General features: G+C 59.1%; 29 protein-coding genes. 17 read left to right on the top strand and 12 right to left on the bottom strand.

What is annotated here, in order from left to right:
* Positions 1 to 18 precede the first annotated feature (18 nt).
* Genes BY454_RS02505 through BY454_RS02475 form a run of 7 tightly spaced genes read left to right on the top strand, consistent with a single transcriptional unit; the run spans position 19 to position 9,065 of the window.
* Positions 19 to 1,062, top strand: coding sequence for a rod shape-determining protein (locus BY454_RS02505; RefSeq protein ID WP_104415061.1), 1,044 nt, complete (start codon positions 19 to 21; stop codon positions 1,060 to 1,062).
* A 29-nt stretch (positions 1,063 to 1,091) separates the two neighbouring features.
* Complete coding sequence (mreC, locus tag BY454_RS02500; RefSeq protein ID WP_104415194.1) at positions 1,092 to 1,979, top strand: rod shape-determining protein MreC; 888 nt, start codon at positions 1,092 to 1,094, stop codon at positions 1,977 to 1,979.
* On the top strand, positions 1,979 to 2,455 hold the full coding sequence (mreD, locus tag BY454_RS02495; protein WP_104415060.1) for a rod shape-determining protein MreD: 477 nt from the start codon (positions 1,979 to 1,981) through the stop codon (positions 2,453 to 2,455). Before mreC ends, mreD begins: the two co-directional genes overlap by 1 nt.
* A 5-nt stretch (positions 2,456 to 2,460) precedes the next feature.
* Positions 2,461 to 3,048 (top strand): Maf family protein, encoded by a 588-nt coding sequence (locus BY454_RS02490; RefSeq protein ID WP_104415059.1) that lies wholly within the window; start codon positions 2,461 to 2,463, stop codon positions 3,046 to 3,048.
* 33 nt (positions 3,049 to 3,081) lie between these two features.
* The gene (rng, locus tag BY454_RS02485) at positions 3,082 to 4,563 is read left to right on the top strand and encodes a ribonuclease G (RefSeq protein WP_104415058.1); all 1,482 of its coding nucleotides are present in this window, start codon (positions 3,082 to 3,084) and stop codon (positions 4,561 to 4,563) included.
* Positions 4,564 to 4,569: 6 nt separating this feature from the next.
* Positions 4,570 to 8,223 carry a YhdP family phospholipid transporter gene (locus BY454_RS02480; RefSeq protein WP_104415057.1) on the top strand — a complete coding sequence of 1,218 codons (3,654 nt, stop codon included), beginning with the start codon at positions 4,570 to 4,572 and terminating at the stop codon, positions 8,221 to 8,223.
* 14 nt (positions 8,224 to 8,237) lie between these two features.
* Entirely contained in the window at positions 8,238 to 9,065 is an 828-nt protein-coding gene (locus BY454_RS02475) for a carbon-nitrogen hydrolase family protein (protein WP_104415056.1), read from the top strand.
* Positions 9,066 to 9,108: 43 nt separating this feature from the next.
* On the opposite strand, the gene yjgA is transcribed toward BY454_RS02475, so the two are convergent.
* From yjgA to BY454_RS02415, 12 genes are all read right to left on the bottom strand, one after another.
* Positions 9,109 to 9,633 (bottom strand): ribosome biogenesis factor YjgA, encoded by a 525-nt coding sequence (gene yjgA / locus BY454_RS02470; protein WP_104415055.1) that lies wholly within the window; start codon positions 9,631 to 9,633, stop codon positions 9,109 to 9,111.
* Positions 9,634 to 9,641: 8 nt separating this feature from the next.
* Positions 9,642 to 11,003, bottom strand: a complete 1,362-nt coding sequence (gene mgtE, locus BY454_RS02465; protein WP_104415054.1) for a magnesium transporter — start codon at positions 11,001 to 11,003, stop codon at positions 9,642 to 9,644.
* An 82-nt stretch (positions 11,004 to 11,085) separates the two neighbouring features.
* Positions 11,086 to 11,355: an HPr family phosphocarrier protein gene (locus tag BY454_RS02460; protein WP_104415053.1), complete on the bottom strand. Its 270-nt coding sequence runs from the start codon at positions 11,353 to 11,355 to the stop codon at positions 11,086 to 11,088.
* 6 nt (positions 11,356 to 11,361) lie between these two features.
* Positions 11,362 to 12,246, bottom strand: a complete 885-nt coding sequence (gene rapZ / locus BY454_RS02455; protein WP_104415052.1) for an RNase adapter RapZ — start codon at positions 12,244 to 12,246, stop codon at positions 11,362 to 11,364.
* Between the two features lie 36 nt (positions 12,247 to 12,282).
* Positions 12,283 to 12,753, bottom strand: a complete 471-nt coding sequence (gene ptsN, locus BY454_RS02450; RefSeq protein ID WP_104415051.1) for a PTS IIA-like nitrogen regulatory protein PtsN — start codon at positions 12,751 to 12,753, stop codon at positions 12,283 to 12,285.
* 93 nt (positions 12,754 to 12,846) lie between these two features.
* A complete protein-coding gene (gene hpf / locus BY454_RS02445; protein ID WP_104415050.1) occupies positions 12,847 to 13,155 on the bottom strand; it encodes a ribosome hibernation promoting factor in 309 nt (102 codons plus the stop codon).
* 74 nt (positions 13,156 to 13,229) lie between these two features.
* Entirely contained in the window at positions 13,230 to 14,747 is a 1,518-nt protein-coding gene (locus BY454_RS02440) for an RNA polymerase factor sigma-54 (RefSeq protein WP_104425537.1), read from the bottom strand.
* Between the two features lie 143 nt (positions 14,748 to 14,890).
* Positions 14,891 to 15,616, bottom strand: a complete 726-nt coding sequence (gene lptB, locus BY454_RS02435) for an LPS export ABC transporter ATP-binding protein (protein WP_104415049.1) — start codon at positions 15,614 to 15,616, stop codon at positions 14,891 to 14,893.
* Complete coding sequence (lptA, locus tag BY454_RS02430; RefSeq protein ID WP_104415048.1) at positions 15,594 to 16,157, bottom strand: lipopolysaccharide transport periplasmic protein LptA; 564 nt, start codon at positions 16,155 to 16,157, stop codon at positions 15,594 to 15,596. Before lptA ends, lptB begins: the two co-directional genes overlap by 23 nt.
* Entirely contained in the window at positions 16,141 to 16,743 is a 603-nt protein-coding gene (gene lptC, locus BY454_RS02425) for an LPS export ABC transporter periplasmic protein LptC (protein WP_104415047.1), read from the bottom strand. Before lptC ends, lptA begins: the two co-directional genes overlap by 17 nt.
* Positions 16,740 to 17,309 (bottom strand): KdsC family phosphatase, encoded by a 570-nt coding sequence (locus BY454_RS02420; protein WP_104415046.1) that lies wholly within the window; start codon positions 17,307 to 17,309, stop codon positions 16,740 to 16,742. The genes lptC and BY454_RS02420 overlap by 4 nt, the downstream gene beginning before the upstream one ends.
* A 15-nt stretch (positions 17,310 to 17,324) precedes the next feature.
* Positions 17,325 to 18,314 carry a KpsF/GutQ family sugar-phosphate isomerase gene (locus tag BY454_RS02415; RefSeq protein ID WP_104415045.1) on the bottom strand — a complete coding sequence of 330 codons (990 nt, stop codon included), beginning with the start codon at positions 18,312 to 18,314 and terminating at the stop codon, positions 17,325 to 17,327.
* Positions 18,315 to 18,521: 207 nt separating this feature from the next.
* On the opposite strand from BY454_RS02415, the gene BY454_RS02410 reads away from it, so the two are divergent.
* From BY454_RS02410 to hisC, 10 genes are all read left to right on the top strand, one after another.
* On the top strand, positions 18,522 to 19,340 hold the full coding sequence (locus BY454_RS02410) for an ABC transporter ATP-binding protein (protein ID WP_104415044.1): 819 nt from the start codon (positions 18,522 to 18,524) through the stop codon (positions 19,338 to 19,340).
* Positions 19,333 to 20,112: a lipid asymmetry maintenance ABC transporter permease subunit MlaE gene (gene mlaE, locus BY454_RS02405; protein WP_104415043.1), complete on the top strand. Its 780-nt coding sequence runs from the start codon at positions 19,333 to 19,335 to the stop codon at positions 20,110 to 20,112. Before BY454_RS02410 ends, mlaE begins: the two co-directional genes overlap by 8 nt.
* 23 nt (positions 20,113 to 20,135) lie before the next feature.
* Positions 20,136 to 20,585: an outer membrane lipid asymmetry maintenance protein MlaD gene (gene mlaD / locus BY454_RS02400; RefSeq protein ID WP_104415042.1), complete on the top strand. Its 450-nt coding sequence runs from the start codon at positions 20,136 to 20,138 to the stop codon at positions 20,583 to 20,585.
* A 34-nt stretch (positions 20,586 to 20,619) separates the two neighbouring features.
* The gene (locus BY454_RS02395) at positions 20,620 to 21,276 is read left to right on the top strand and encodes an MlaC/ttg2D family ABC transporter substrate-binding protein (RefSeq protein WP_104415041.1); all 657 of its coding nucleotides are present in this window, start codon (positions 20,620 to 20,622) and stop codon (positions 21,274 to 21,276) included.
* A complete protein-coding gene (locus BY454_RS02390; protein ID WP_104415040.1) occupies positions 21,273 to 21,590 on the top strand; it encodes an STAS domain-containing protein in 318 nt (105 codons plus the stop codon). The genes BY454_RS02395 and BY454_RS02390 overlap by 4 nt, the downstream gene beginning before the upstream one ends.
* A 60-nt stretch (positions 21,591 to 21,650) precedes the next feature.
* Entirely contained in the window at positions 21,651 to 21,893 is a 243-nt protein-coding gene (locus BY454_RS02385) for a BolA family protein (protein WP_104415039.1), read from the top strand.
* A gap of 25 nt (positions 21,894 to 21,918) precedes the next feature.
* Entirely contained in the window at positions 21,919 to 23,181 is a 1,263-nt protein-coding gene (gene murA / locus BY454_RS02380) for a UDP-N-acetylglucosamine 1-carboxyvinyltransferase (RefSeq protein ID WP_104415038.1), read from the top strand.
* A gap of 28 nt (positions 23,182 to 23,209) precedes the next feature.
* Entirely contained in the window at positions 23,210 to 23,854 is a 645-nt protein-coding gene (hisG, locus tag BY454_RS02375; RefSeq protein WP_104415037.1) for an ATP phosphoribosyltransferase, read from the top strand.
* A gap of 174 nt (positions 23,855 to 24,028) precedes the next feature.
* A complete protein-coding gene (gene hisD, locus BY454_RS02370; RefSeq protein ID WP_104415036.1) occupies positions 24,029 to 25,333 on the top strand; it encodes a histidinol dehydrogenase in 1,305 nt (434 codons plus the stop codon).
* 8 nt (positions 25,334 to 25,341) lie between these two features.
* The gene (hisC, locus tag BY454_RS02365; protein WP_104415035.1) at positions 25,342 to 26,403 is read left to right on the top strand and encodes a histidinol-phosphate transaminase; all 1,062 of its coding nucleotides are present in this window, start codon (positions 25,342 to 25,344) and stop codon (positions 26,401 to 26,403) included.
* Positions 26,404 to 26,526: the final 123 nt, after the last annotated feature.

Genomic DNA, 26,526 nt, shown 5'->3' with positions numbered 1-26,526 from the left:
CAGGTTGAAACAACACGAATGTTAGTTAAAAAACTCCGAGGCCTCTTCTCCAGCGACCTGTCCATCGACCTGGGCACCGCCAATACACTCATCTATGTGCGTGAACGCGGTATTGTGCTGAATGAGCCGTCCGTCGTCGCCATTCGCACCAACAATTCCCAGAAAGTCGTCGCTGCCGTTGGTGCCGAAGCCAAGCGCATGCTCGGCCGTACCCCGGGCAACATCACGGCCATTCGTCCGATGAAGGATGGCGTGATTGCCGATTTCGTGGTCACCGAGAAAATGCTTCAGCACTTTATCCATAAAGTGCACGAAAACAGCTTCATTACACCGAGTCCGCGCGTGCTGGTGTGCGTGCCCAGTAAATCCACCCAGGTGGAACGCAAGGCCATCCGCGAATCAGCACTCGGCGCTGGCGCCCGGGAAGTCTTCCTGATTGAAGAGCCCATGGCGGCCGCCATCGGTGCCGGCCTGCCGGTCGAGGAAGCCAGCGGTTCCATGATCGTGGACATTGGCGGTGGTACCACCGAAATTGCCATTATCTCCCTGAACGGCATTGTTTACGCCGAATCGGTTCGGGTGGGCGGTGATAAATTCGACGAAGCCATCGTCACTTATGTTCGTCGTCACTACGGCAGCCTGATCGGTGACTCCACCGCCGAGCGCATCAAACACGAAATCGGTTGTGCCTTTGAAGGCCTGGATGTGCACGAGATCGACGTCCGTGGTCGTAATCTGGCCGAAGGTGTTCCCCGTTCCTTCACCCTGAACAGTGAAGAAATACTGGACGCGCTGCAGGAATCCCTGGCCCAGATCGTGCAAACCGTGAAAAGCGCCCTGGAACAGTCGCCGCCCGAGCTGGCATCCGACATTGCCGAGCGCGGCATTGTGCTGACCGGTGGTGGCGCCTTGCTGCGCGGTCTGGACAAACTGATCAGCGAGGAAACCGGCCTGCCGGTAATCATCGCCGAAGACCCGCTGACCTGCGTGGCTCGTGGTGGCGGTAAGGCGCTGGAAGTGATTGACCGCAGTGGTATTGGAATGTTCTCCCAGGAGGGTTGATCCCGTGGGAGGGGCTAACCATTAAGACCATATTTGTCCAGGGGCCGGTTCCCGGCTTCCGTCTGATTCTTGTGATGTTGGTGTCGGCAGCGTTGATCGCTGCCGATGCACGTTTTGAGCAGCTGGCTTCCGTGCGCAGCACCCTGGCCACTGGCCTGGCGCCGGTGCACTGGCTGGGCAACGCCCCCTATCGCTTCAGTGATTGGGTGGCCGATCTGTTCGTCAGTCGCGGGGATCTTGAAGAGCAAAACGAAGAGCTCAAGACCCGCCTGCTGATTCTGGAACGTCGTGCACTCAAATACGCGGCCCTGGCGGCCGAGAACAACGAGCTGCGCCGACTGCTCAATTCCTCGGAAAGTGTCGATGACCGGGTGATCATTGCCGAGGTGGTGGGTGTCTCCCCGGATCCCTTCTCTCATGAAGTCATCATCAATAAAGGCGCCAACGACAACCTTCGGCCCGGCCAGGCGGTACTGGATTCCCAGGGCCTGATGGGTCAGGTCATAAACACCAGTCAATTTACCTCCAGGGTGCTGTTGATTTCCGACAGCAGCCACGCCGTGCCCGTGGAAGTGGTTCGTAATGGCTTGCGTTACATCCTCCTGGGAAATGGCGACCGGGAGCAGCTGGAGCTTATCCACGTACCGGACACGGCCGACATCCGGGAAGGCGATATGCTGGTAAGTTCCGGGTTGGGCGGGCGTTTTCCCCGGGGATATCCGGTGGCTGAGGTCAGTAATATTGTTAAAGAGCCCGGAGAATCGTTCATGAGTATCCAGGCGACACCCAAGGCCCGATTGAACCAGAGTCGTCTGCTGCTGGTGGTGTTTCCGCCACAGGAAAATGTCGAGCCGGTTCCGGAAGAGTCCGTTGAGGCAGAGTCTGCCAACAACGACGGCAGTGGAGGGGCAGACTGATGCTGTCGGTAATCAGTTATCCATTATTTGCGATCTCCGTCATCCTGGCCCTGGTGCTCAGCATTTCCCTGTTCCCGGTTGGCTGGTTTGAGTTCCGCCCCGAATGGTTGGGGCTGGTGGTGTTTTACTGGACGCTGCGGGCGCCGGCGCAGTTTGGGGTAGTGCTGGCCTGGTGCCTCGGTCTTCTGTTGGACGTTCTTGAGGCCACTACCCTGGGCGTGAACGCGGTCTCCATGGCGGTAATCGCCTTCCTGGTACTGGCCATGCATCAGCGCCTGCGTATGTACCCCGTGGCCCAACAGTGTCTGGTGGTGTTCCTGGTGCTGGGTATCAACCAGATGCTTGTGCACTTCCTGAAGCAGTTCCTGGGGGCAGACAGTCCGGGCTTTGCCTATCTCTGGCCGGCATTGACCAGCGCCATCGCCTGGCCTTTCGTCGCGGCCGCATTCGATAATCTCAATCGTAAGCTGGGGTAATCGCGATGGAGCAATTGATTCTGGCGTCGGCGTCTCCTCGTCGTACGGAGTTGTTAACGAGCATTGGCGTGTCATTCGACGTGCAGCCGGCCGACATTGATGAAACGCCAGGGCCCGATGAAACCGCTTATGATTACGTTGAGCGGCTGGCGCGCGAGAAAGCCGAGGCTGTGGCCTTGTCCAATCCGCATCAGTTGGTGATGGGCTCGGATACGTCGGTGGTCCTGGAAGGTGAAATACTGGGCAAGCCAGCCACGCAGGCAGAAGCCCGGTCCATGCTGACCCGGCTGTCGGGCAACACTCACCAGGTCATGACGGCTGTCGCGCTGGTGGGAAAAGGCCAGTGCCAGTCTGTGGTGTCGGTGACCAACGTGACTTTCCGTCAGCTGGAGGCTGGCGAGATTGATGCCTACATCGCCACGGGTGAGCCCATGGATAAAGCCGGTGGTTATGGCATTCAGGGCCTTGGTGGTATCTTTGTGACTGATTTGCAGGGCAGCTACAGTGCAGTTGTCGGCTTGCCGCTTCAGGAGACCGCTGCGTTGCTCGCGCAGGCAGGACATCCGGTCTGGCGGAACTGGTCGCGCCGGTAACAAGGCTGAAAAAGAAGAAAAGGAGAAGGCAACATGAGCGAGGAAATTCTGATCAATGTGACCCCGGTCGAAACCCGGGTGGCGTTGGTCGAAAATGGCATGTTGCAGGAAGCCTACATCGAGCGCACCAGTCGTAAGGGCATTGTCGGCAATATCTACAAGGGCAAAGTGGTCCGGGTGTTGCCGGGCATGGAGGCCGCTTTTGTGGATATTGGCCTGGAGCGTGCCGCCTTTATTCACGCCTCTGATGTGGTCGGCGGCCAGTCTCCCGCCGAGGATGTGCCCGGGACGCCGAAAACCGTGCCCGACATTCGCTCACTGCTCCGTGAAGGCCAGTCCCTGGTGGTCCAGGTCACCAAGGATCCCATTGGCACCAAGGGCGCCCGCCTGACCACTCAGTTATCCATTCCTTCCCGCTACCTGGTATTCATGCCGGGCGTCAGTCACATCGGTATTTCCCAGCGCATCGAGGATGACGCCCAGCGCGCCCGTTTGAAGGCCTTGATCGAAGAGGCTGCGGCCGAACACGAAGACATCGAGGGCGGCTACATCGTACGGACCGCCGCCGAGGCCGCCACCGACGAAGAACTCATCGCCGATATGGTGTATCTGCATCGTCTCAGCCAGTCGGTGGAAGAGCGTATCGCCAAGGCCCCCACGCCTTCCGCGGTGTACGAGGACCTGCCCCTGTTCATCCGAACCATCCGGGACCTGATCCGGCCACAAACCGAGAAAGTGCGCATCGACAGCCGTGAGAGTCATCAGCGGGTGATGGAGTTTGTGCGCGAGTTTGTCACGGAATTCTCCGACCGGGTGGAATATTACCCGGGCGAGCGGCCGATTTTCGATCTCTACTCGGTTGAGGACGAAATACAGAAAGCCCTGAGTCGGAAAGTTCAGCTTAAGTCCGGCGGTTACGTCATCATTGACCAGACCGAGGCCATGACCACCATCGATATCAACACCGGTGCGTTTGTTGGCCACAGGAACCTGGAAGAGACCATCTTCAAGACCAACCTGGAAGCGGCCAGGGCCATCAGCCGCCAGCTGCGCCTGCGTAATCTTGGCGGCATTATCATTATCGATTTCATCGACATGGAAGACCCCGAGCACCAGCGTCAGGTCCACCGTATGCTGGAGAAAATGCTGGAGCGGGACCACGCCAAGACCAAAATCACCGGCGTCTCCGAGCTGGGCCTGGTGGAAATGACCCGTAAGCGCACCACCGAAAGCCTGGGGCAGATCCTCTGCGAGCCCTGTCCCATCTGTGATGGTCGGGGCTTCCTGAAAACGGCGGAAACCGTCTGCTACGAAATCTTCCGGGAGATCATGCGGGTTAACCGCGTCTACGAGGCCGAGAGTTACCTGGTAATGGCCTCCCAGAAAGTGGTTGACCGGCTTCTGGATGAAGAGTCTGACAACGTGGCGGATCTGGAAACCTTTATCAGCAAGGCTATCCGGTTTCAGGTGGAACCCTTCTACAGTCAGGAGCAGTACGATGTGGTGCTGCTCTAACCAGTGATGTCCCGTCTGCTATCCCGACTGGCCAGCCTGGTCTGGTGGTCCATACTTGTCGTGTTGGTGTTGTTGGCGCTGTATGCCGCCATCGGTCGGCAACTAACCGCCAATATCAACACCTACAAAGACGACCTGGCGGCCGTGATTTCCGAACAAACCGGTCTGGACATCCAGATCGGCCGGCTTTCGTCGCGCTGGAACTGGCTGGACCCTTCCCTCATTGCTTCCAACCTCGTGGTCCGTACGCCGGATAACAACCTTCTGGATGGCAACCTTGAATACTTGCGCCTGCGTCTGAACTTCTGGTCCTCGCTTCGCCGTGGTCGCCTTGTCTTTGAAGATCTGGAAGCGGATGGTCTTGCCTTGAAGGTGATCAAGCCCCAGTCGCTCCCATTGGAGGAAGCGGCGGAGGAGCTGGAGCCCATACTGACGGCGACCGACAAATCCAATTGGCTGGCGTTGGCGGGCCAGTGGCTTTCCGACCCCCAGGCTCGAGTCACCCGGGTCAACCTGTCGGTGGGGCATCAGCCGGACAACCTGCGCCATTTCTACCTGCCCCAGCTGGATCTGGTCTATCACCAGGGGCTGTTCCAGGCGGCCGGGCGCGCCATGCAAAGTGGCACTTCCAATCAACTGGCCAGCTTTGCTCTGGTAGGGCAGCACTTTTTCCGGGGAGACTTCACCGGCCAGCTTTATGTGGACGTGGCTTCCGGCCGGTTGTTTGATGACCTGATTGCCGACCTCAGTTGGCGAGACATCCGCGTGGAGGGCATCGATCTGGGCGGTCAGGCCTGGCTGACCTTTGATCAGGGCCAACTGGCGGAAATCCAGGGCAGTGTCTCGACCCCGTACCTGCAACTGGGGGCGGCGCAGCAATCCCTGGCGCCGCTGGAGAACATTCAGGCTCGCTTTGGCTGGCGGCCGGATGACGCTCTGGTGCTTAGTCAGCTGCAATGGCAATGGCAGGAATCGAGTGTAGAACCCTTCAGTGTCCGTCTTCAGCATCAGGGCAATGGTTTGGCGCTGGCCGCGGACGAGCTTCCTCTGGACCCGGTTCTCGGCCTGCTCCAGGCTTTGCCGTTACTCCCAACGCAGGCGACGGAAGCCCTTGAGAACTACCGTCCTTCGGGGTATCTCGATGATTTTTTCCTGCTTTTACCGGAGCAACTGGCGGAATTCCGCCTCTCTGCGCATGTACGGGATGGCGGTGTACGGGCCTGGCATGGCGCACCCGGAGCCAGTGGGGTTGAGGGCCAGCTTCAACTGGATGCTAACGGAGGCTTTATCCAGCTGGATAACCAGCAGCCCGTGACCGTCGGTTTCCCCGAGTTGTTTGCCGGTGCCTGGACCATTCAAACGCTGTCGGGCCGGGTGTCCTGGGCTTTGAATGGCCCGATCACCCGGGTTTATGCCGACGACCTGAAAGCCCGCTATGAGCAGGACACCCATTTCACGGGCGCCTTTGACCTGCGCCTGGATCGTGAGGGTGAGGATAACCTCGGTCTGCGTGTGGGTGTTGAAAACGCCGATGCCAGCCGCATTGGTGAGTTCGTGCCCGTGCACCTGGTTAACGAGGGGCTTTACCGGTGGCTGACAGAAGCCATCAACGGTGGGCGCATTACCGCAGGAGCCTATTACGGTCACGGTCGTATTGACCGTAACGCCCCGCGGGGCTCTTTCACCTCCTCCATGTGGTATGAGTTCGAGCAGGGCGACGTGCGTTATGATCCGGCATGGCCGCCCGTCACCGACGCGGCCGGGCGCGTTGAGGTTCACAATAACCAGGCCCTGATCACCCTGAACAACGGTGTAAGTGGTGGTCTGGATGCCGCCGGTGCGGTTGCCCGTCTGCACCCGGGAGACGCCGCGGCAGCCCCGTGGTTGCAGGTGAATGTGTCGCCGCAGGTCACCGGGGGAGACGTTTCCTGGTGGCTGACCAATACGCCCCTGGGAGACTGGTCGGGCGAGCTGTTACGCAGCGCCGGGTACGCCGGCAACTTCCGCCTGGATCTCGGGCTGGAATTGCCGATGACAGAAAGCCCCCAGCCGGTTGTCCAGGCCCGGGTTCAAACAGACAACGGTCAGTTTTCACTGCCTGAGGCCGGCGTAAGCTGGCAAAACGTCCGGGGTGACCTGACGTATCACACGGAAAACGGATTCTCCGGCGGGGCGGTACGGGCTGACTTCTTTGATCAACCGGTGGCCGTGCACCTGACCACCACGAACAATCAAAAGGCGTTGCGGATTCGCCAGACCGGGCGTCTGCCCATGCCGGAATTCCTCCAGCAAATGGGGTTGCCCAAAGGCACCTCCCTGGGGCTTGCCGGCACACTGGATTATGAAGCGAAGCTGATGATTGATGGTGCCGAGGCACCAACGGTGGCGCTGACATCGGATCTTGCGGGCCTGAGCGTTGACTGGCCATCACCACTGGCAAAACCGGCCAGTGCGGCCACGCCCATGACGGCAAGGATTGATCCTTTTGCTCAGGAAGGAATCAATGTATCGGGGCAGTGGCAGGACCGGCTCGAGTTTGAGCTGCAATGGAAAGACTCCGGGTTCGACCTGGTGTTCCCCTGGCTAATGCTGGGTGGCCACAAGCTGGATCAGATCACCATCAACGCCCTGGACATGGGCAACCACTGGGTCGTGCACACCGATTCCGAGCGGGCCGCCGGCCGTTTTGTGTTGCCGCTGGATGGTGGTCTTGTGGAAGCGGACCTCCAAACCCTTCGCCTGGATAGGGAGGGGCAGGCAACGGCAGCATCAGACACCGAGTTTCTGACTTTGGAAGAGCAACTGGAAGCCTTCCGCGCACTCGAGATGGGGGAATGGCCTGATGTAAACGTCACCATCGGCCGTCTGGTGCTGGGCAGTGAGGAGGCCGGCAGTTGGGATTTCAAGCTGCGTCCGCAGCCGGGCAAGCTGGATGTGCAACAGGTGGTTGGGCAGTTAGGTTCCCTGCGGCTGGAAGGTGATTTGCTATGGTCGATCGTCAATGGCCAGGAGACCAGTCGATTTCAGGGCGCCTTGACCGGTGGCTCCCTGCGGGATCTGGAAGCACTGTCCGGCGGTTCCATTCCCCTGAACAACAAAGAAACCAACGTTGAGCTGGACCTGAGCTGGCCCGGGAGTCCGGACGACATTAAGGCAAGTCGGCTGAATGGCCATATTCGCGGGCGGCTGGATGATGGTGTTATTCTGCAGGAAAGTGGCTCGGCTCAGCTGTTCCGGGTGTTCAACCTGCTTAACACCGATACCCTGTGGCGCCGGTTGAAGCTCGATTTCTCGGACCTGTACGAGGCGGGCGTGGCCTTTGATGCCATTTCCGGCAAGGCCCGCATTGTGGACGGGATGGTGACCCTGGACCCTGAATTACAGTTGGCGGGACCATCCGGTGCCTTTAAGCTGAGTGGCACCACGGATATCGCCCAGGAAACCCTGGACATGCGTCTGGTGGTGGTGTTGCCGGTGACCCAGAACCTGCCGCTGGCAGCCGTGCTGTTGGGGGCAGGTGCTCCCATTGGTGGCGCCCTGTTTGTACTGGACAAGCTATTGGGCGACCCCTTGAGCCGACTCACAAGTGCCACCTACGACGTCACCGGAAGCTGGAGTGACCCGCAGGTGGATCTTCGCGGCGTCTTTGACACCGAATAGAAAAGGAGTCCCGAATGACACAGGTTGCAGCAGTGCAAATGGTCAGCACCCCGGATATCGATGGCAATATCGAAGAAGCCGGCCGGCTTCTGAAGGAAGCGGCCGACAAGGGGGCAAAAGTGGCGGTGTTGCCGGAAAACTTTGCCGTGATGGCCACTGGCCAGATGCTGGAAAACGGCCCGAGGGAATCCGGCGATGAGCCGGTGATCCGGAAGTTTCTCTCGGAGCAGGCGAAAAAGCTGGGGCTGTGGATTGTCGGCGGCTCCCTCCCAATGGCCACCCGCCAGGATGGTTCCAAAGTTGATGGTCGCGTACGGGCTGCCTGCATCCTGTACAACGATCAGGGCGAAGAAGTCGCCCGTTACGACAAGATCCACCTGTTTGATGCCATGGTAGAGGATTCCCACGGCCAGTACCGTGAATCTGATACCTTTGAGCCCGGGGACGAGGTGATTGTGGTGGACACGCCGGCCGGTCGCCTGGGTATGGCGGTATGCTATGACCTGCGCTTCCCGGAACTGTTCCGGGCGCTGCGTGAGAAGGGCGCGGAATGGGTGTGTCTGCCCAGTGCTTTCACCTGGCAGACCGGCGATGCCCACTGGCACGCGCTGATCCGTGCCCGGGCCATCGAGAATCAGGTCTGGGTCGTGGCGCCGGGGCAGGGCGGCCAGAACAGTAGCCGCCGGAAAACCTACGGCCACAGTCTGGTGTGTGATCCCTGGGGCAAGGTGCTGGATGAAATCGACCAGGGCCCGGGCGTGGTCATCGCCGATCTGGACCCGGAGCGACTCAAGAAGATTCGGGAGAGCATGCCGGTGTGGCAGCACCGGCGTTTACGCTAACAAGGTTAAGAGAGGCCTCCCCGCTGGCTCGTAGCACCAAGTACTACTGCTCCGCCTCATCAATCCATTCCCGCAGGGCGCGGAACAGTTTCTTGCTCTGGCCGGTGTTCTTCTGCTTTTCCGCTTCCTTGCGGGCATTGCGCACCAGGTTGCGCAGGTGCTGCACATCGGCCATCGGGCAGTATTCAATAAAATCCGCCACCACCGTGTCGCCCTCGGCAATCATCCGGTCGCGCCAACGCTCGGCCAGATGATGCCGGCGGGTATGCTCCTCGCTACCGGCAACAAAGGCATTCAGCCCCCGTTCAATGGCCTCCGGGTCGTCCTCGCTGCGCAGGACCTTGCCGATGTAATGCAGGTGCCGGCGTCGGGCCTCATGCTTGCGAATGCGCCTTGATTCGACAATTGCCGCCCGCAGGGTGTCGCTAATGGGCAGGGCATCGAGCTGTTCGTCGCTCAGATCCAGCATGCGCTTGCCAACAGCCTGCAAAGCCTGCATTTCACGCTTGATCTGTGACTTGCTGGGGCCAAGGTCTTCGTGCAGTTCGTCGTCCGGGTAATCCGTCATAATCAGTCTCAGGCGTAAATAAGAGTGGCCAGCCCTAGGAAGGCCATAAAGCCCACCACATCGGTGACGGTGGTCAGGATGACACTGCCCGCCAGGGCTGGATCAATGTTTCGTGATTTCAGGAACAGCGGCAGCATGGTACCCACAAACGCTGCCGCCACCAGGTTGATCACCAACGCGGCGGCAATAATAGCGCCGATCATCAGGTCCTGAAACCAGGCCGCTGCCGCCGTAGCAACTACCAGGGCCCAGAACAGTCCGTTCAGTGCGCCTACTACAAATTCGCGGTTCAGCAGCCAGCCCACGTTGGCACTGCTGATTTGCCCCACGGCCATGCCCCGTATCACCAGGGTCAGGGTTTGACTGCCGGCAATGCCACCCATGCTGGCGACGATCGGCATAAGCACCGCCAGGGCCACCACCTTGCTGATGGTATCTTCAAACAGGCCGATAACGGCCGAGGCGATAAATGCGGTGATCAGGTTGATGCCCAGCCAGACAGCACGGCGGCGTGTCGTTTTCCAGACCGGGGCGAAGGTGTCTTCGTCTTCATCCAGACCGGCCATGCTCATCAAAGAGTGATCGGCGTCTTCCCGGATAACGTCAACCACGTCATCGATGGTGATGCGGCCAAGCAGCCGGCCGGTGTCGTCCACCACCGGTGACGAAATCAGGTCGTAACGTTCGAACAGGGTGGCCACCTGCGTGTCGGACATGGTGACCGGAATCGGTTCCACCTCGGTGTCCATCACTTCCCGGACCGTCGCCGCCGGATTGGACACCAGGATGCGGGTAATGGGCAGCACGCCGATAAAATCATCCCGCCGGCTTACGACAATCAGGCTGTCGGTCATGGGCGGCAGGTTCCGGTGCCGGCGCAGGTAACGCAAGACAACATCCACGCTGATGTCCGGGCGCACCGTGATGGTGTCCGTGTTCATCAGACCGCCGGCGGTGTCCTCCGGGTAGGAGAGCACTTCCTCCACCCGCAGGCGGTCCTGCTCGTCCATGGTGTCCAGGACTTCCTGGATCACCGTGTCCGGCAGCTGCTGCAGCAAGTCGGCCAGATCGTCCGACTCGAAATCCTCGATGATGTCCGCCAGTTCCTGGACGTTCAGCTGGCTCAGGAAATACGCCCGGATATCGTCGTTCAGGTACTGGAGGACTTCACCCTCAAGGTCTTTCTCGACCAGGTTCCAGAGCAGGGCCCGCTGGCGTGGTGGGGAGGATTCCAGCAGGTGAGCGATATCGCTGGGACTCAGGCCGCCGTTGAGAATACGGGAGACTTGCTTGAGCGCACCACTGTCCAGGGCTTCGCCCAGAGAGCGCAACCGTTGGCGGGCCTGACTTTTTTCCAGAATATCGGTCATGGAAACTACCTGCGATCAGAAAACGCCTGCATTATAGCGGAGTTAGGTCTTGCAGGTTAGAGAGGGTTGTAGGTGAATGCTGTTATTCACCTTCACCAAAGTAATCGTCGATCAGTGCAACCAGTGCATCAATGGCTTCTTCCTCATCGGGGCCATCGGCCACCAGTTCCACTTCCGTGCCCTGACTGGCGGCCAGCATCATGACTTGCATGATGTTTTTGGCATCGACTTCCCGGCCCTTGCCGCGTAGCTGGACCGAGCTGTCGAACTCTGAGGCGGTAGCCACCAGTTTGGCAGTGGCGCGGGCGTGCAGGCCCAGTTTGTTGATGATCGTAACCGGACGACAGAGCATGATGGTTCAGATTTCTCCACGAGCCTGAAGGTGAGGCAGTTCGGTGTGACGAACCTGCACGTTGCGATAGTGTTCCCGGAAATGCTTGCCCAGCTGCTCGCACATGTACACGGAGCGGTGCTGGCCGCCGGTGCAGCCGATGGAGATCGTCATGTAGCTGCGGTTGCTGGCGGCAAAGGCGGGGAGCCAGGTTTCCAGCAGGTGGCTCAGGTCATCCAGCATCTGGCGGGTCACCGGCTCTCGTTCCAGGAAATCGATGACCGGCTGGTCGGTCCCGATAAACTGACGGAGATTGTGGTCCCAGTAAGGATTGGGCAGACAACGCACGTCAAAGACGTAGTCTGAATCCATGGGCACGCCGTGCTTGTACCCGAACGACTGGAACAGTAGCGCCAGTTCCTGGTCCTTGCGGCCCACCACCCGCTGTTTGACCATGTCGCGCAGTTCGTACATGGACAGGCCGGTGGTGTTGATATAAAGATCGGCGAGCTTCGATAACGGCTCCAGAAGGGCTCTTTCGCTTTCAATGGCTTCGCGCAGGGAGGTGTTTTCGTCACTCAGGGGGTGCTTGCGACGAGTGGCGTGAAAGCGTTGGAGCAGGGATTTCTCGGCGGCATCCAGGTAGACAATATCCACCGACACGCCAATATCCCGAAGCTGGTTGTAGATGCGCTCGAAGTTGGCCAGTTCGCCGGAGAGATTGCGGGCATCAATGCTCACGGCCATGCGTTTCAGGCGGCCGGGTGAATCCTGCGTGGCGGCCTCCCGGGCCAGGGGCAGCAGGAGCCCGATGGGCAGGTTGTCGATGCAGTAAAAACCCAGGTCTTCCAGTACATGCAGCGCCGTACTCTTGCCGGACCCGGATCTGCCGCTGACGATGATCAGCTTCATCTTACCGTCTCTCTGGTGATGCGAATGTGGTGCCGGTTACTGGCTGTCTGCCAGCATGCCCTGATACAGCGAATCGCTATCCGTGCACTGGCGCAGGCGCTGACAGAAGGCGCCATCGTTGAACTTTTCCGCCAGTTGGCTAAGCAATTCCAGGTGTGCGCTGGTGGCTTCCTTGGGCACCACCAGGGCGAACACCAGGTCTACCGGCTGGTTGTCGATGGCATCAAAATCCACCGGCTCCTGCAGCGTCATCAGCACGCCAATCACCCGGTCCAGACCGTCCAGGCGGCAGTGGGGGATGGCGATGCCCTGTCCGATACCGGTACTGCCCAGCCTTTCCCGGGAGACCAGGTTGCTGAAGATATCGCTTTCACTGAGGGTTTCATCCTGGTAGTGAATGCGCTCGGCGATGAACTCCAGAACGCGTTTCTTACTGGAGGCCGGTGCCTGGCACAGGGTCAGCTGGGAGGACAGAATGTTGTCGATGGTCAGGGATGTATCGCTCATGGATCGACTGCGCTTCCGTATAAAAAAAGGCTGCGGCTGGTTCACACCGCCGCAGCTCGATCAATTGAAACAGCCGGTAGGCAAGCGCTGGGGTCAGTGCTTGCCGTTACCGTGCGCCCGGTCTACATTCTTTTCCTTGTGCTTGAGGATCTGACGGTCGAGCTTGTCGATCAGGCCGTCAATCGCGGCGTACATATCCTCGCTTTCAGCCTTTGCATGAACCTCGCCGCCCACTACGTGCAGGGTGGCTTCGGCAATCTGGCGCACCTTTTCCACTTCGAGGGTAACCTGGCAGTTGCTGATGTGGTCGAAGTGACGCTCCAGCTTCTCGAATTTGCTGTTCACGTAGTCTTTCAGTGCGGGAGTCAGGTCCACGTGGTGACCTGAGATATTAATTTGCATAGGCATCTCCTGTTGTCATTGTGCCGGCTTTCACACCGGTTTGCCGCTGGCAGATCAATTTTGCCAGCAAAAGTTTAAACCAGTCGTTTGCGTTCGTTCGAGGGAGGGATGTGCATGGCCTCCCGGTACTTGGCGACGGTACGCCGCGCCACGTTGATTCCCTGTTCTTTCAGCATGGCTGCAATCTTGCTGTCGCTCAACGGTTTTTTCGGTGTTTCTTCCGCGATCAGCTTTTTGATCATCGCACGAATGGCGGTGGAGGAACATTCCCCGCCTTCGGCCGTGGAGACATGGCTGGAGAAAAAGTACTTCAGCTCATAAATGCCCCGGGGCGTGTGCATGTACTTCTGGGTGGTCACCCGGGAAATGGTGGATTCGTGCATTTCCACCGCCTGGGCAATGTCCGAGAGAATCAGCGGCTTCATTTTCTCGTCGCCGTATTCCAGAAATTCCTGCTGGTGCTCGACAATACGGGTCGCCACTTTTAGCAGGGTTTCATTGCGGCTCTGCAGGCTTTTGATGAACCACTTGGCTTCCTGCAGCTGGTCGCGCAGGTAGGTGTTGTCGGCGCTGCTGTCCGCTCGGCGAATCAGGCCAGCGTAACTGGCATTCACTCGGATGCGCGGAGCAATTTCGGGGTTCAGTTCCACGCGCCAGCGGCCTTCGTGTTTGCGCACGATGACATCCGGAATCACGTAGTCCGGCTCAGCCTGGTCCACCATGTCGCCTGGGCGCGGGTTCAGGCTGGTAATCAGTGACAGGACTTCCTTGAGCTGATCTTCCTTGAGCCGGCTGCGGCGCAGCAGTTGGGCGTAATCGCGGTTGCCCAGCAAGTGCAGGAACTGGGTGACCACCAGGCGCGCCTGGCGCAACCAGGGGGTATCGGGTGGCAGCTGGTTGAGCTGAATCAGCAGACATTCCTGCAGATCCGCCGCAAATACGCCGGGCGGATCAAAATGCTGCAGGCGGTGCAGAACGGTTTTGACTTCGTCCAGCTCCAGGGGGTCTTCGTCGGCATCGTCCATCAGGCCGGCGTGGATGTCCTCCACAGTGGCCGTGAGGTAACCACGGTCGTCCACCGCATCCAGCAGGGCGTGGGCAATGGCCTGGTCCCGCTCGCTCAGCGGGGTCAGGTTCAACTGCCATTCCAGGTGATCCTGCAGGGTTTCGGCCGGCGAATTGCGGGTTTCGAAATCGTGATCGTTTTCGTCGTCGGCCTTGGGGGCCGGTGCCGGTGCGGACTGATAGATGTCATCCCAGGCGGTATCCACGGGCAGGTCGTCGGGAATGTTGTCCGGGATGTCGTTCTCGGAGGACCAGTCGGGGCCGTTCTCGGATTCATCCCAGTCGGCGGTGGGCTCGGGACTGCTTTCTTCCGCAGTCTCGTTGCTGTCTTTTGCTTCCTCGGTGCTTTGCTCGGCTTCGTTCTGCTCGTCGTCTTCGGAAGTCTCCAGCATGGGGTTTGATTCCAGTGCCTGCTGGATTTCCTGCTGGAGATCAAGGGTGGAAAGCTGCAGCAGCCGGATGGCCTGCTGCAACTGGGGCGTCATGGTCAGGCTCTGGCCCATCTTGAGCTGTAAGGAGGCTTTCATAACCATGGCTTAACATCCATAACTTATTGGCATTCCGATTGAAACTTTGCCCGAGAAAAGTCCTAAGCAATTTTTCTGCCGAGTTTACTTGCTGGCGGTTCGCAAAACAATGAGGCCCCGACTAAAGGCCCCCGTTCCTTACCCTACAGGTGAAACTCGTTGCCAAGATAGACCTCCTTGACCTGCTGGTTGGCCAGAATGGCCTCGGCGTTTCCGGAGGCGATAATGTGGCCACCGGAGACGATATAGGCATTCTCGCAGATGTCGAGGGTTTCCCGCACGTTGTGATCGGTGATCAATACGCCGATGCCCTTGTCCCGCAGGTGCCGGATGATGTGCTTGATATCGCTGACGGAGATCGGGTCCACCCCGGCAAACGGCTCATCCAGCAGGATAAAAGCCGGCTCCATGGCCAGCGCACGGGCGATTTCCACACGCCGGCGTTCGCCGCCCGACAGGGCCATGCCCATGCTGTCCCGGATGTGGGTAATGTGAAACTCTTCAAGCAGCTCTTCAAGCTTCGCTTCCCGGTCGGCGCGTTTCAGGCCTTTGCGGGTTTCCAGGATGGCCATGATGTTGTCGCGCACCGTCAGCTTGCGAAACACGGAGGCTTCCTGGGGCAGGTAGCCAATCCCTTTACGGGCACGCCCGTGCATGGGCAGCGGCGTGATGTCCTTGTTATCAATGGTCACCCGGCCGTGGTCGGAGGGCACCAGGCCCACGATCATGTAAAAGCAGGTGGTCTTGCCGGCACCGTTGGGGCCCAGCAGGCCCACAATTTCCCCGGAGCGGATTTCCAGCGAAACGTCCAGAACCACCTTTTTCTGTTTGTAGCTTTTCGCCAGATTACTGGCCCTGAGTACTGCCATCAGAACCTGTCTCGTTGTCGGTTTGTTCGGAATTGCGTGGCTGGATCACCATTTCGACGCGACCGGAATCGCCACTCTCGGTGCTGCCACCTTCGGCGGTGACCACTCGCCGGACGGTATCGTAGTGAATCACATCGCCGCGGAATTCGTTGCTACCCTGCTCAATGCGGGCCTGTTGTTTCAATACAATGACGTTTTCATCCGCCGACCAGGTGATTTCAAGAGCCCAGGCGTCTGTGGCTTTCTGGCCGTCGCGGGCGGGCTGGGAGTAGTGTGCGGGTGTTCCCCAGGATTCCACCTTGCTGACGCCCTGCTCATTGCGGTGCAGAATCACCCGGTCTGCATTCAGGTAGGCTTCGCCTTGGACCAGTCGTACATCGCCGGTATAGACGGCAGTGCCTTCGGTGTCATCGAGTCTGGCGGAGTCTGCGCTGACCTTGATGGGTTGATCGGAATTCAGGTCAAAGGCGGACGCGGAGCCCGCCAGAAGTAGCCCGGTCAACAGAGCGAGGAGCCGTGATGTGTTACCTGAGGGTTTCATATTGCCCTTCTACCTGCGAGTTGAGTTCCAGTATGCGTTGGTCTATCCAGGCTTTCATGCCGGTTGCCTGTGTAACCCCGAAAGGTTCGGTAATGGTGACCGGCCGATCGGTATACACCGTGCCTTCTTTGTCGTTGAACGTCAGGGCTTCGGTGGTCAGGGTGGCATCAGTGTTTTCCGCGCGCCGGGTGACTACCACGTTGCCTGCCAGGTGAAGCAGTCCCTCTGTTTGCCGCAGGCTACCTTTATCCGCCTCAATTATCCACGGCTGAGGTCGTTCGCTGGGGAAGACTCGGGCTACCGGTCCTTCCAGAAGGGCCAGGTCCGCATCCTGGAACTGCTCAATGCGTGGTGCGGTCAGCTCGACCTCCAGGTTCCCCTGCTCACTCCAGGCCCGATAATGGCTACCGACAACAAAACTGTCCGGTTCAGAGGGGCCGCGTAACTGTTCGGCGTCTGGCGTGCCCAGGCTGCGTTCATCGCTTTGCCACATCAGGAAAACCGTTGCCGCAATAACCGCTGCCAGCCCCAGGGTTCTGGCCCAGGCGTCGATGCTGGATCTTGGCGTCAGCAGCTTGATGATCATGAATGGGCGCCTGTATAGGGTGCCAGGGTTTGAGTGAGTTGGCCTTGGGCCCAGAGGATCAGGTCACAGGCTTCGCGAACCGCGCCAGCGCCACCGGCGGTCTGGGTGCAATAGTCGGCCTGTTGTTGAACCAGCCAATATCCGTTGGGAACGGTAATACCGAGCCCGGCAAAGCTCAGGGCTGGCAAGTCGGGCAGATCATCGCCCATGTAGGCAATCTGGTTCGGTTGCAGGTCCATGTCGGCGATGAGTTCCATCAAGGCGACCTTCTTGTCTTCCCGGCCCTGCATCAGGTGAGGGATGCCCAGGTCCTTCATACGTTTTTCGGTCAGGGGCGAGCGCCTGCCAGTAATGACGGCCACGGTGATGCCGGCCTTCATCAGCTGTTTCAGGCCCAGGCCGTCCAAAATGTTGAACGCCTTAAGCTCGTCGCCTGTGGCGCTGAAATACAGGCGCCCGTCGCTCATGATGCCATCCACATCCAGGGCAATCAGCTTGATGCTTGCGGCCTTGGCCAGTAATGCTTCGTTCCATCGCTCTGCCAGTGGCGGTTTAATATCGCTCATCTGTTCACGCTCCTTTTAAATCACACCAGCACGCAGCAGGTCATGCATGTTGATGGCGCCCACCAGCCGGCCGGCGCTGTCGGTGACCGGCAAGGCATTGATTTTCAGCTCTTCCATGATTTTCAGGGCTTCGGCGGCCAGGTGGTCGGCCTCGATGGTCTTGCCCTGGCGGGTCATCACGTCGCGAATCGGCGTGGTGTGAACGTCCAGGGACTTGTCCAGAGTCCGGCGCAGGTCACCGTCGGTGAATACGCCCACGAGGTTGTCCTTGTCATCGACCACCGTGGTCATGCCCAGGCCCTTGCGACTGATCTCAAGCAGTGCGCCACTCAGGGTGGTGTCTTCTGGGACCTTGGGGATCTGCTCACCGGTGTGCATGATGTCGGAAACGTGCAGCAGCAACCGGCGCCCCAGGCTGCCACCGGGATGAGAGAAGGCGAAGTCTTCGGCGCTGAAGCCCCGGGCCTCCAGCAGGGCGACAGCCAGGGCATCGCCCATCACCAGTGTGGCTGTGGTGCTGGAGGTGGGGGCCAGGCCCAACGGACAGGCCTCGGTGGTCACGCTGACATCCAGGTTGGCCACGGCCTCCCGGGCCAGTACCGAGCTTTCGTTGCCGGTCATGCTGATCAGTGGCGCGCCCATGCGTTTGATCAGCGGAAGAATGGTGACAACCTCGCTGGTGCTGCCGCTGTTGGAAATGGCGATCACCACATCCTGCGGGGTGATCATGCCCATATCGCCATGGCTGGCCTCGCCGGGGTGCACAAAAAACGCCGGCGTGCCGGTGCTGGCCAGTGTGGCGGCAATCTTGTTGCCGATGTGACCGGATTTACCCATGCCGGTGACCACCACCCGGCCCTTGCAGGCCATGATTACCTCGCAGGCGCGGGTAAAATCACCGTTGATGCGATGTTCGAGGGCTTCAATGGCTTCCCGCTCTATGCGGATGGCGCGCAGGGCAGAGGTATGAAAGTTCTGGTCGTTCGCAGTTTTTGAATCTGTCATGTTGGCCGACTGTCTGTGTCTCTGATCGGGATGGCCCGGTGTGATCGTATCCGGGACGGCTCGCGAACCGGCAGTATATCACTTCTGTGGCGTCTGACTCCCGGGGTTCTGGGTGAATCTGTGTTGCCATAATGACATTTTTCCTGCCGACAATTGAGCTTAAGCAGCGCTTGTCATACTGTAGCGGCTTCGTGCAAAGGATGGTTTATGGATTCTTCCGCCTACATAAGCTTTGACAATGTTGTGTTTTCCCGGTCAGACCGGCGAATCCTGGATGGCGTCTCCCTGCAAATTCCAAGGGGCAAGGTGACGGCAATCATGGGGCCCAGTGGCACAGGGAAGACCACGTTGCTCCGGCTGATCGGCGGCCAACTGAAGCCGGACTCCGGAACGATTATGGTCGCCGGGCAGGACGTGCCGCACCTGAAGCGCAAGGCGCTCTATGCCCTGCGTGAGAAGATGGGCATGTTGTTCCAGACCGGAGCCCTGTTTACCGACCTGAATGTCTACGAAAACGTGGCTTTTCCGCTGCGAGAGCACACCCAGTTGCCGGAAGACATGATCCGCGACATCGTGTTGATGAAACTGGAGGCGGTGGGCCTGCGCGGCGCCCGCGATCTGATGCCCGCAGAATTGTCCGGCGGTATGACCCGCCGGGTCGCTCTGGCGCGCAGCATTGCGCTGGACCCGGAGCTGATCATGTACGACGAGCCGTTTACCGGCCAGGATCCCATTGCCATGGGAGTCCTTATCAAACTTATTCGCGATCTCAATAGCTCAATGGGCCTGACCAGTGTGCTGGTTTCCCACGACGTGCCCGAGTCGCTGAGCATCTGCCACTATGCCTGCATCATCGCGGATGGCAAGGTGATTGGTGAGGGCACTCCTGAGCAGTTGCGGGATCATCCCTCCGAGCGCGTCCAGCAGTTCCTGGGCGGACAGCCGGATGGTCCGGTGCCATTTCATTACCCGGTAGCGGATGTCGCTGCAGATTTCGGTGTAAAAGGGGAGTGGTTCAGTGGATAAAATCGCTGCTCTCGGGCGCCAGGGTCTGGCGGTTATCGCTTCCTTTGGCCGCTCCGGACGGTTTCTTTTTGGCGTGTTGTCCGGTGTTCCCAGGCCCATCACGGGTTTTCCCCTGCTGGTTCAGCAGCTTTACTTCGTTGGCGTGCTCTCGCTGGCCATTGTGGTGGTATCTGGCCTGTTTATCGGCATGGTCCTGGCGCTGCAGGGGTATACTATCCTCAGCGATTTTGGCTCGGAATCGGCCATCGGCCAGATGATTGCGCTCACCCTGGTGCGGGAGCTTGGCCCGGTGGTGACCGCTTTGCTGTTCGCTGGCCGCGCCGGCTCTGCCCTGACGGCGGAAATTGGGCTAATGAAGGCAACCGAACAGCTGTCAAGCATGGAGATGATGGGTGTCGACCCGTTGCGCCGGGTGGTTGCTCCCAGGCTATGGGCCGGATTTATCGCCATGCCGGTGCTGGCGGTGATTTTCACCGTGGTGGGTATCTGGGGTGGCATGCTCGTGGGTGTAGAATGGTTGGGCGTATTTGATGGCGCCTATTGGGGCAACATGCAGTCGTCGGTGGACTTCGTCGATGACGTGCTGAATGGCCTGCTGAAAAGCGTGGTGTTTGGCTTTGTGTGCGCATGGATTGCCGTTTACCAGGGCTATGATTGTATCCCCACATCAGCGGGTATCAGCTCGGCCACCACCAAGACGGTGGTGTATTCATCGCTCGCCGTGCTGGGCTTGGACTTTGTACTGACCGCCGTAATGTTCGGTGATTTCTGACAGGATTTTTCAGGGAGCCTGCCATGGGCAACAGACGTATTGAAGTGATTGTCGGCCTGTTTATGATCGCGGGCCTGGCTGCCATTTTGTTTCTGGCGTTACAGGTCAGTGGCTTGTCACCGAAGTCGGCAAGCGATCGTTACACGCTGTATGCCAACTTCAACGATGCCGGCGGGCTGGCGCCCCGAGGCCGTGTGTCCATGGCGGGCGTAACCATCGGTACCATTGAATCGGTCACCCTGAATAAAGAAACCTTCCAGGCCCGGGTGGCGCTGGCCATCGAATCCGACGTTGACAATATTCCAACGGACAGCGCTGCGGTGATCCGTACATCCGGATTGCTTGGTGACCAGTATGTAGATATCTCGGTGGGTGGTGATATGGAATCACTGAAGCCGGGAGATACCTTCTATTCAACCCAGTCGGCCATGAACCTGGAACGACTGATCAGCAACTTCGCGTCTGGCCGCTGACCCGGCCCGAAAGACCAATGCAAAGGAGATTGTCATGCTTGCCCTGAAACAACGTTGTCTGTGGATCCTCGCCATGCTGACCCTGGCGGTGGCACCGGCATGGGCTGGCCCGGAAGACGAGCTGAAAAGTTACGTCGATAACAGCACCCAGCTGCTGGTGGATAAGCTGAATGCCGAGAAAAGCCTGTATTCAGAAGACCCGGAGGCATTCTACAAGCTGATGGAAGAAACGCTTGATCAGTTCGTGGATTTCCGCCGGATAGCGGCCCGGGTAATGGGGCGTTACGCTCGCCAGACCACCCCGGAACAACGTGACGAATTTGTTGAGCGCTTCAAGCGTAGCCTCTTTGATGCCTATGCCCAGGCGCTGGTGAATGCCGATGATTTCCAGATGACGGTTCAGGATGCTGAAATCCTGCCGAACAACAGCGATCGTGCGTCTGTCCAGATGCAACTGACATCCGCTTCCGGCAGCCGCATCCCCATTACCTATTCCATGTTCAAAAATAACGAAGACCGCTGGATGATGGAGAACCTGATTGTCGAAGGCGTCAATATTGGTCTGGCGTTCCGGGACCGCTTCGCCCAGGAAATGGAGCAGAACCGTGGGCAGATCCAGTTGGTGATTGATGGCTGGGGCAGTGCGGTTGAATCGCTCGATCTTAATAACGAAGAACAGGGTCAGTCATGAGCCTTGAGGCGCCACGGGTGACGCTGTCTGGGCCTGTTCTGGCGGTCACCGGTGATGTCGATGCTGAGACCGTGATAGCCCTGCGAGCCCAGGGAGAGGAGCTGATTCGTGGTGCCACCGGCCCGCTGACGGTGGACCTCTCCGAGCTGGGTACGGCCCACAGTGTGGTGTTATCCATGCTGTTGTGCTGGCAGCGCCAGGCTCAGCAGCTTCAGCGTCCAATGACCTTCCGGGGCGCCAGTGAACGGCTGGTTTCCCTGGCGGCATTAAGCAATCTGCAAAACCAGATCCCCGGATTTGCACCACACGGCTGACCGACGCCTGCTAATTGGGTACAATTCCGCCCCTGATTTCAAGACATTCGAGGATTTCCTATGGACGCCGCCCAGGTAACCGAACTGGTTCAAGAAGCTCTGCCCGACTGCAAAGTTGAGGTGCAGGTCGATGGCAACCACTACATGGTCGTCGTTGTGGGTGACGTATTCGAGGGCCTGCCCACCATCAAGCGGCAGCAAATGATCAACAAGGTGCTGTTCCAGCATGTTATGGACGGCACCATTCACGCTCTGCACCCGAAAGCCTTTACACCCAGCGAATGGGCCGAGCGCCAGGCCTAAGCCTGAACCGAACAGGACAGATATTGTGGATAAACTTCTGATCAGGGGCCGCAAGCCCCTGGATGGCGAGATCCGTATTTCCGGCGCCAAGAACGCGGCACTGCCCATTCTGGCGGCCACCCTGCTGGCCGATGAACCGGTTAGCATTGGCAATCTGCCACACCTGAACGACGTTACCACCATGATCGAGCTACTCGGTCGTATGGGGGTGGAGCTCATGGTGGATGAGAAAATGTCGGTGGAGGTGCACGCCAACACCATCAAACATTTTCACGCGCCCTATGAGCTGGTGAAAACCATGCGCGCCTCCATCCTGGTGCTGGGCCCACTGGTTGCTCACTTTGGCGAGGCCCAGGTGTCACTGCCCGGTGGCTGCGCCATTGGTACCCGGCCGGTGAACCTGCATATCCACGGCCTTGAGCTGATGGGTGCCGACATCACCGTTGAAAATGGCTACATCAAGGCCAAGACCAACGGCCGACTGAAAGGCGCGCACATCTTCCTGGATACCGTCACCGTTACCGGCACCGAGAACCTGCTGATGGCCGCCACACTGGCCGAGGGCAAGACCATCCTGGAAAACGCCGCACGGGAACCGGAAGTGGTGGACCTGGCCGAATGTCTGATCGCCATGGGCGCCGACATCAAGGGCCACGGCACTGCCACCATCGAGATTAACGGTGTGGAGCGCCTGCACGGTTGCCACCACAACGTACTGCCGGACCGCATTGAAACCGGCACCTACTTGGTGGCGGCAGCAGCCACCGGTGGTCGCGTCAAGGTCAAGGACACCCGGGAAGACATCCTGGAGGCGGTGCTGTTGAAGCTGGAAGAAGCCGGCGCTCACATCACCACCGGCCCGGACTGGATTGAGCTGGACATGAAAGGCCAGCGGCCAAAAGCCGTGAACCTGCGCACCGCGCCTTATCCCGCGTTCCCGACCGACATGCAGGCCCAGTTTGCCGCTATGAACACGGTCGCCGAAGGTACGGGCACGATCGTGGAAACCGTGTTCGAAAACCGGTTCATGCACCTGCAGGAACTGATCCGCATGGGCGCTGATATTACCCTGGAGGGTAACGCGGCCATCATAAAAGGTGTGGATCATCTGACCGGAGCCCCGGTCATGGCCACCGACCTGCGGGCCTCGGCCAGCCTGGTCATCGCCGGCTTGGTGGGTGAGGGCGATACCATTGTGGATCGCATCTACCACATTGACCGTGGCTACGAGTGCATCGAAGAGAAATTACAGTTGCTGGGCGCGAGCATCCGCCGCCTGCCGGCCTAACCAAACCAACGGGAACCCGGAAAGACTCATGACAGATTCCATCACCATCGCCTTGTCGAAGGGACGCATTCTGGAAGAAACCCTGCCGCTGCTGGCGGAAGCCGGCATCGAGCTGGTCGACGACGTGAAAAAGTCCCGCAAGCTGGTGTTCCCGACCACTGATCCCAACGTGCGTATCCTGATTATCCGGGCCACCGACGTGCCGACGTATGTGCAGTACGGCGGCGCGGACCTGGGTGTGACCGGGAAAGACGTGCTGATGGAGCACGGTGGTGAAGGCCTGTACGAGCCGCTGGATCTGAACATCTCCCGCTGCAAGCTGATGACCGCCGGCAAAAAAGGCGAAAACCCGCCGGCCGGCCGCATCCGTGTGGCCACGAAGTTCGTCAACCTGGCACGTCGTTACTACGCCGCCCAGGGGCGTCAGGCGGACATCATCAAGCTCTATGGGGCGATGGAACTGGCGCCGATCCTGAATTTAGCAGATGAGATTGTCGATATCGTGGATACCGGCAATACCCTGAAGGCCAATGGTCTTGAGCCCAGAGAGTTAATTGATTACATCAGTAGTCGACTGGTGGTGAATCGTGCTTCGATGAAAATGAAGCATGAGCAGATTAACCCGATTATCGAGAAGATGGCGGCCGCAGTCGAAAAACGCCGAGATCAGTAACAGAGCGTTTTGCACTGTAACTAATTGAAGCCGTCAGGGTGGCCTTTCCAAAAATTTCGAAGGCCATGGATGGCCTGAGAGAAGCGCACATGGACGTGCTCGTAGCGGTTTTTGGAAAGGCCACCCTGATGGCTGATACCCCCAAAGCAAAAATCCACATGCAGGATTAGAGTTATGACCGACAAGATCACCAGACTGAATGCCTCCCAGAGCGACTTCGACAGTGCGCTGGCCAAGCTGCTGGCGTGGGATGACAGCGTGGACCATCAGGTGAACGAGTCGGTGCGGCATATCCTGCATGAGGTAAAAACCCGTGGTGACGCGGCGGTGATGGAATTTACCGAGAAGTTTGATCGCCTGAAGGTCGGCTCCATGGCCGAGCTGGAAATCAGCCAGGACCGCCTGCAGGCCGCTCTGGACAAGATTCCTCAGGATCAGCGTGAAGGCCTGGAGAAAGCCGCCGAGCGGATTCGCGATTACCACGAACGTCAAAACCAACAGTCCTGGCAGTATGAAGACGAAGACGGCACCGTGCTGGGCCAGAAGGTCACGCCGCTGGACCGTGCCGGTCTGTATGTGCCGGGTGGTAAGGCTGCCTATCCATCGTCCGTATTGATGAACGCGATTCCCGCCAAAGTGGCTGGCGTGAGTCAGTTGATCATGGTTGTGCCGACGCCGGATGGTGTGGTGAACGACATGGTGCTGGCAGCGGCTGCCATCGCCGGGGTGGATCGTGTTTTCGCGCTGGGTGGCGCTCAGGCCGTGGCAGCTCTGGCCTATGGCACTGAAACCGTGCCGGCCGTGGACAAAATCGTTGGCCCGGGCAACATTTTCGTCGCCACTGCCAAGCGGGAAGTGTTCGGCGTGGTCGGCATCGACATGATCGCCGGGCCGAGTGAAATCCTGGTGATCAGCGATGGCAAAACCGATCCGGACTGGATCGCCATGGACCTGTTCTCCCAGGCCGAGCACGACGAGCAGGCGCAAAGCATCCTGGTCAGCCCGGACGGGGATTTCCTGGACGCCGTTGAAGCCAGCATCAACAAACTGCTGCCGACCATGGAGCGTGAAGAGATTATCCGCACCTCCATGACCAGTCGTGGCGCACTGATCCAGGTGGCTGATTTGAAAGAAGCCGCTGAGGTGTCCAATCGGGTGGCTCCGGAGCACCTGGAGCTGTCGGTGGAAGATCCGCAGGCGATGCTCGACGACATCCGCCACGCCGGCGCCATCTTCATGGGCCGCCACACCGCCGAGGCTCTGGGCGACTACTGCGCCGGCCCGAACCACGTATTGCCGACCAGTGGAACTGCACGGTTCAGTTCACCGCTGGGCGTTTACGACTTCCAGAAGCGGTCCTCGCTGATCGGCTTCAGTGCCGAAGGCGCTGACCGTATGGGTCGTGTGGCGTCCGTGCTGGCCCGTGGCGAAGGCCTGACGGCCCACGCCCGTTCTGCCGAATACCGTATTAAAGATTGAGGCCTTAAATGAGCAAGTATTGGAGTTCCCTGGTCGAACAGCTCAAACCTTATGTGCCAGGTGAACAGCCCAAGATGGCCAACCTGGTGAAGCTGAACACCAACGAAAACCCCTTCGGCCCCTCGCCGAAGGTGATCGAGGCCATTCAGAAGGAGCTGAACGACAACCTGCGGCTGTACCCGGACCCGGAAGGTCAGGCGCTGAAAGACGCGATTGCCAGCTACTACGCCGATTACGACATCAAGGCCAGCCAGGTCTTTGTGGGTAATGGCTCAGACGAAGTGCTGGCACACATCTTCCAGGGCCTGCTCAAGCACGACGACCCGATCCTGTTCCCGGACATCACCTACAGCTTCTACCCGGTGTACTGCGGCCTCTACCAGGTTGAACACCACGCGGTGCCGCTGACGGACAGTTTTGAGATAGATCCGGCCGATTACCGGCGCACCAATGGCGGTATCATCTTCCCGAACCCCAACGCCCCGACCGGCCGCTACCTCGTGCTTCAGCATGTCGAGGAAATCCTGCAGGCCAACGAAGACAGCGTTGTGGTTGTGGATGAAGCCTATGTGGATTTCGGCGGCGAATCCGCCATTTCGCTGGTCAACAAATACCCGAACCTGGTGGTCTGCCAGACCCTCTCCAAGGCCCGCTCCCTGGCGGGTCTTCGGGTCGGCTTTGCGGTTGCCAACGAAGAACTGATCGAAGCCCTCCAGCGGGTGAAAGACAGCTTCAACTCTTACCCCCTGGACCGCCTGGCCCTGGCGGGTGCGGTAGCTGCGTTCGAGGACCGTCAGTGGTTCGAAGATTCCTGCAATGGCGTGATCAACGAGCGTGAGCGTCTGACCGAGGAGCTGGAAGAGCTTGGCTTTGAGGTTCTGCCGTCGAAGGCCAACTTTGTCTTCACCCGCCACAAACAGAAATCCGGTGCGGCCATCGCGGCGCTTCTGCGGGATGAGGGGATTATTGTTCGGCACTTCGACAAACCTCGGATCAGCGATTTCCTGCGGATCACCGTAGGAACCTCTGATCAGAACAATGCCTTGCTTAAGGCGTTGGCCGAACTCTAAAGTCTTAAAATCCTGGCGCTTTAGCCTTTGAGTGGCTGCGGGGCGGGGATGGGTTTCCGAAAACCGCTACAAGCACATCCCTGTGCGCTTATTTCGGGCCATCCCTGGCCCTTGCTATCAGCT

Origin of the sequence: Marinobacter persicus, assembly GCF_002934325.1 — a bacterium.
Classification (GTDB): domain Bacteria; phylum Pseudomonadota; class Gammaproteobacteria; order Pseudomonadales; family Oleiphilaceae; genus Marinobacter; species Marinobacter persicus_A.
This window is presented reverse-complemented; position numbering and strand designations above follow the sequence as displayed.

Bases quoted from the DNA above. Each gene is read 5' to 3' on its own strand.
- BY454_RS02505 (WP_104415061.1), top strand. From the start codon at position 19: ATGTTAGTTAAAAAACTCCGAGGCCTCTTCTCCAGCGACCTGTCCATC.
- mreD (WP_104415060.1), top strand. From the start codon at position 1,979: ATGCTGTCGGTAATCAGTTATCCATTATTTGCGATCTCCGTCATCCTG.
- BY454_RS02490 (WP_104415059.1), top strand. From the start codon at position 2,461: ATGGAGCAATTGATTCTGGCGTCGGCGTCTCCTCGTCGTACGGAGTTG.
- rng (WP_104415058.1), top strand. From the start codon at position 3,082: ATGAGCGAGGAAATTCTGATCAATGTGACCCCGGTCGAAACCCGGGTG.
- BY454_RS02480 (WP_104415057.1), top strand. From the start codon at position 4,570: ATGTCCCGTCTGCTATCCCGACTGGCCAGCCTGGTCTGGTGGTCCATA.
- BY454_RS02475 (WP_104415056.1), top strand. From the start codon at position 8,238: ATGACACAGGTTGCAGCAGTGCAAATGGTCAGCACCCCGGATATCGAT.
- yjgA (WP_104415055.1), bottom strand. From the start codon at position 9,633: ATGACGGATTACCCGGACGACGAACTGCACGAAGACCTTGGCCCCAGC.
- mgtE (WP_104415054.1), bottom strand. From the start codon at position 11,003: ATGACCGATATTCTGGAAAAAAGTCAGGCCCGCCAACGGTTGCGCTCT.
- BY454_RS02460 (WP_104415053.1), bottom strand. From the start codon at position 11,355: ATGCTCTGTCGTCCGGTTACGATCATCAACAAACTGGGCCTGCACGCC.
- rapZ (WP_104415052.1), bottom strand. From the start codon at position 12,246: ATGAAGCTGATCATCGTCAGCGGCAGATCCGGGTCCGGCAAGAGTACG.
- ptsN (WP_104415051.1), bottom strand. From the start codon at position 12,753: ATGAGCGATACATCCCTGACCATCGACAACATTCTGTCCTCCCAGCTG.
- hpf (WP_104415050.1), bottom strand. From the start codon at position 13,155: ATGCAAATTAATATCTCAGGTCACCACGTGGACCTGACTCCCGCACTG.
- BY454_RS02440 (WP_104425537.1), bottom strand. From the start codon at position 14,747: ATGAAAGCCTCCTTACAGCTCAAGATGGGCCAGAGCCTGACCATGACG.
- lptB (WP_104415049.1), bottom strand. From the start codon at position 15,616: ATGGCAGTACTCAGGGCCAGTAATCTGGCGAAAAGCTACAAACAGAAA.
- lptA (WP_104415048.1), bottom strand. From the start codon at position 16,157: ATGAAACCCTCAGGTAACACATCACGGCTCCTCGCTCTGTTGACCGGG.
- lptC (WP_104415047.1), bottom strand. From the start codon at position 16,743: ATGATCATCAAGCTGCTGACGCCAAGATCCAGCATCGACGCCTGGGCC.
- BY454_RS02420 (WP_104415046.1), bottom strand. From the start codon at position 17,309: ATGAGCGATATTAAACCGCCACTGGCAGAGCGATGGAACGAAGCATTA.
- BY454_RS02415 (WP_104415045.1), bottom strand. From the start codon at position 18,314: ATGACAGATTCAAAAACTGCGAACGACCAGAACTTTCATACCTCTGCC.
- BY454_RS02410 (WP_104415044.1), top strand. From the start codon at position 18,522: ATGGATTCTTCCGCCTACATAAGCTTTGACAATGTTGTGTTTTCCCGG.
- mlaD (WP_104415042.1), top strand. From the start codon at position 20,136: ATGGGCAACAGACGTATTGAAGTGATTGTCGGCCTGTTTATGATCGCG.
- BY454_RS02395 (WP_104415041.1), top strand. From the start codon at position 20,620: ATGCTTGCCCTGAAACAACGTTGTCTGTGGATCCTCGCCATGCTGACC.
- BY454_RS02390 (WP_104415040.1), top strand. From the start codon at position 21,273: ATGAGCCTTGAGGCGCCACGGGTGACGCTGTCTGGGCCTGTTCTGGCG.
- BY454_RS02385 (WP_104415039.1), top strand. From the start codon at position 21,651: ATGGACGCCGCCCAGGTAACCGAACTGGTTCAAGAAGCTCTGCCCGAC.
- hisG (WP_104415037.1), top strand. From the start codon at position 23,210: ATGACAGATTCCATCACCATCGCCTTGTCGAAGGGACGCATTCTGGAA.
- hisD (WP_104415036.1), top strand. From the start codon at position 24,029: ATGACCGACAAGATCACCAGACTGAATGCCTCCCAGAGCGACTTCGAC.
- hisC (WP_104415035.1), top strand. From the start codon at position 25,342: ATGAGCAAGTATTGGAGTTCCCTGGTCGAACAGCTCAAACCTTATGTG.